General features: G+C 74.8%; 3 protein-coding genes. 1 reads left to right on the forward strand and 2 read right to left on the reverse strand.

The genetic code is table 11. The features are described 5' to 3' along the window. Positions 1-30 precede the first annotated feature (30 nt). Together disA and radA are read right to left on the reverse strand one after the other, a co-directional pair. The gene (gene disA, locus G9H71_RS21565; RefSeq protein ID WP_166284829.1) at positions 31-1137 is read right to left on the reverse strand and encodes a DNA integrity scanning diadenylate cyclase DisA; all 1107 of its coding nucleotides are present in this window, start codon (positions 1135-1137) and stop codon (positions 31-33) included. Further along, a complete protein-coding gene (radA, locus tag G9H71_RS21570; RefSeq protein ID WP_166284830.1) occupies positions 1134-2594 on the reverse strand; it encodes a DNA repair protein RadA in 1461 nt (486 codons plus the stop codon). Before radA ends, disA begins: the two co-directional genes overlap by 4 nt. A gap of 174 nt (positions 2595-2768) precedes the next feature. On the opposite strand from radA, the gene G9H71_RS21575 reads away from it, so the two are divergent. Further along, positions 2769-3407 carry an NUDIX hydrolase N-terminal domain-containing protein gene (locus G9H71_RS21575; protein WP_331273184.1) on the forward strand — a complete coding sequence of 213 codons (639 nt, stop codon included), beginning with the start codon at positions 2769-2771 and terminating at the stop codon, positions 3405-3407. Positions 3408-3633: the final 226 nt, after the last annotated feature.

A 3633-nucleotide genomic window follows, 5' to 3' on the forward strand; every position in this document is an offset into this window, starting at 1 on the left:
ACGTAGCCGGCCGTCAGACGTAGCCGGCCGTCAGACGTAGCGCTCGAGGATCGAGGACTCGGCGAGCCGGGACAGCCCCTCGCGCACCGTCCGCGCCCGCGACTCACCGACGCCCTCGACGGCCTGCAGGTCGTCGATGTTGGCCGCGAGCAGCTTCTGCAGGTTGCCGAAGTGCTCGACGAGCCGCTCCACGACCGCGGCGGGCAGCCGCGGTACCTTGGCGAGCAGCCGGAAGCCACGCGGGCTGACGGCGCCGTCGAGCCCCTCGCCGACCGTGGCGAAGCCGAGCGCGCGCGCGATGGCGACGATGTCGAGCAGGCTGCCGGCATCGAGCGAGTCCAGCTCGGCCAGGACGTCCTCGACGGTGCGCGTGCGGCGCCCGCCGGCACTGTGCAGGTAGTCGCGCGCGACCAGCTCGCGGTCGGCGTCGACCCCGGCGATGAGCTCGGCGAGCTGCAGGGAGAGGAGGCGGCCGTCGGTGCCGAGCTCGACGACGTAGCCCTCGATCTCGTCGGCGATGCGGCGCACCATCTCCAGGCGCTGCGCGACGGCGCTGACGTCGCGGACCGTGACGAGGTCCTCGATCTCGAGCGCAGAGAGCGTGCCGGACACCTCGTCGAGGCGGAGCTTGTAGCGCTCGAGCGTCGCGAGCGCCTGGTTGGCCCGGCTGAGGATCTGCGCCGAGTCCTCGAGCACATAGCGCCGGCCGCCGGAGTAGAGCGCGACGATCGACATCGAGGCGCTCACCGACACGACCGGCAGGTCGAGCTGACGCGAGGTCCGCTCCGCGGTGCGGTGCCGCGTGCCGGACTCCTCGGTCGGGATCGACGGGTCCGGGACCAGCTGGACGGCGGCCCGGTGGATCTTGGTCACGTCGCCGTCGCAGACGATCGCGCCGTCCATCTTGGCCAGCTCGCGCAGCCGCGTGGAGGAGAACTCCACGTCCAGCTCGAAGCCGCCGGTGCAGAGCGCCTCGACGTTGCGGTCGTAGCCGAGCACGATGAGCGCGCCCGTCCGGCCGCGCAGGATGCGCTCGAGCCCCTCGCGCAACGGGGTCCCCGGGGCGAGGAGCGCGAGGATGGGGCGGAGGGGCTCCTCCGCCGCCTGCCTTTCGCTGACTGGCACGACGCTCCTCAACGGTCACCAGTGGTGATCAGGTGAAGTCTAGCCTCGGTCTCCTCAGCGGCCCTGGCCGCCGCGGCCCGGTCGGTCTCCTCGGCCGTGTTGGCGATCGCGCGCAGTGCGGTGGCCAGGTCCGGGACGGGGATCGCCACGATGCCCGGGACGCCCGCCGGGTCGGTGCCGAGCGGCACGAGCGCCCGGTTGAACCCCAGCCGTGCGGCCTCCGAGAGCCGGCGCGAGATGCCTGCGACAGGGCGTACCTCTCCCGCGAGCCCCACCTCGCCGAGGGCGATGATCCCCTTGGGAAGGGGCAGGTCGCGTACCGAGCTGGCGACCGCGAGCGCGACGGCCAGGTCGGTGGTCGGCTCGACGAGGCGTACGCCGCCGACCGTCGCGACGTAGGTGTCCGCGTCGCGCAGCCGGACGCCCCCGCGCCGCTCGAGCACGGCCAGCACCATCGCGACCCGGGACGCGTCGACCCCGCTCGTGGCGCGGCGTGGCGTGGACAGCGGCGACGGCGCCACCAGCGCCTGGACCTCCGCGACGAGCGGGCGGCGCCCCTCGAGCGCAACCGTCACGGCGGTGCCGGGGACCGGGAACGAGTGCCGGGACAGGAACAGCCCGCTGGGGTCGGGCAGCTCGACGATGCCGCTCTCGCCGAGGTCGAAGCAGCCGACCTCGTCGGTGGGGCCGTAGCGGTTCTTCACCGCGCGCACCAGGCGCAGCCGCGAGGAGCGGTCGCCCTCGACCTGCAGCACGACGTCGACCAGGTGCTCGAGCGCGCGCGGGCCGGCGATGCCGCCGTCCTTGGTCACGTGGCCGACGAGCACAGTGGGGATGCCGCGCTCCTTCGCCACCCGCGTCACGGCCGCCGCCACCTCGCGGACCTGGCCCACGCCGCCGGCGGACCCGTCGATCTGCGCCGACGCGACGGTCTGCACGGAGTCGACGATCAGCAGGCTCGGTCGCACCGCGTCGACGTGGCCGAGCAGGGCGCCGAGGTCGGTCTCGGCAGCGAGGAACAGGTGCTCGTTGAGCGCGCCGACGCGCTCGGCCCGCAGCCTGACCTGCCCGGCCGACTCCTCCGCTGTGACGTAGAGCGTGCGGGAGCCGATGCGCGCGACCTTGGACGCGACCTCCAGCAGCAGCGTGGACTTGCCGACCCCGGGCTCGCCGGCCATGAGGACCACCGCCCCCGGGACGAGGCCGCCGCCGAGGACGCGGTCGAGCTCGCCGATGCGGGTCGGCTTTGCGCGGGCCGTCTCGACGTCGACGTCGGCGATGGGGCGTGCCGCGGCAGTCACGGGGCCGGCGGCGGTGCGCGGGCCGGTGACGGGGCCGCCCTCCTCGACCGACCCCCACGCCTGGCACTCGCCGCACCGCCCGACCCACTTGGCGGTCGTCCAGCCGCACTCGGCGCAGCGGTAGCTGCGGGGGGCTGCCTTCGCCGATGCGGCCTTGCTCGTCGCCATGCGCGCAGGCTAGACGCGACCGGGGACAGTCACCGCCAGGCGCGTCGGGGCATGATCTGGCGGGTGACCGACGAGACTCCGAGCGGCTCCGGCGCAGGCTCTGGCTCTGGCCCCGGCCCCGGCCCCGGCCCCGGCGCAGGCCATGGCCCCGGCCGCGACGCAGGCCCCGGCCCAGTGGAGGGTCCCGCCGCGCAGGCGGTCCGGCGGGCGATGGTCGAGCTGGCGGCGATCGCACAGACCGGCTTGTACTACTCGGCGGACCCCTTCGACCGGCAGCGCTATGCGCAGGTCGGCGAGGTGGCCGAGCAGCTGCGGGCCCTCGTGACGGCGGGACCGGTCCCCGAGCTGGGCCGGCTCGTCGACCCCGAGGGCGGCCACGCGACGCCGAAGGTCGACGCGCGCGGGGCGGTGTTCGACGCGGAAGGCCGGCTGCTCATGACCCGCGAGCGCTCGGACGGGCTGTGGACGCTGCCCGGCGGCTGGTGCGACGTGCTCGAGCCGCCGACGACGAACGTCCTGCGCGAGATCCGCGAGGAGGGCGGTGTCGAGGCGCGACTGCTCCGGGTCGCGGCCGTGCTCGACCGTGAGGTACGCGGCCACCAGCCTCCGCTGCCGGTGCACGTCTACAAGCTGTTCTTCGTCTGCGAGGAGGTCTCGCGCGGCGGGGCGCTCGACGCCAAGGAGATCCTCGAGGTCGGCTGGTTCGACCCCGACGACCTGCCGCCGCTGTCGACCGCCCGGATCCTGCCCGACGAGATCGCGATCTGCGTCGCGGCCTGGCGCGACCCCTCGCTGCCGACCGTCGTCGACTAGCGGCGCGCCAGTCCCGCACCGCGACGATGCGGCATCGTGGCGATAGGTCGCGATGAGTGCGGCATCCTGCCAGTGGGGCGTCGGATGAATGCGGCATCGCGCCGGCGCCTCCCGCCCGCGCCAGCGCCGGCGCCGGCGCCTCCCGCCGCGCCTCCACGGCGTACCCGGCCGCCGCCGTCGCGACGATGCGGCATCGCGCCAGTCCGCGGTCGCGACGATGCGGCAT

Source organism: Motilibacter deserti, from assembly GCF_011250635.1.
Taxonomy (GTDB): Bacteria; Actinomycetota; Actinomycetes; order Motilibacterales; family Motilibacteraceae; genus Motilibacter_A; species Motilibacter_A deserti.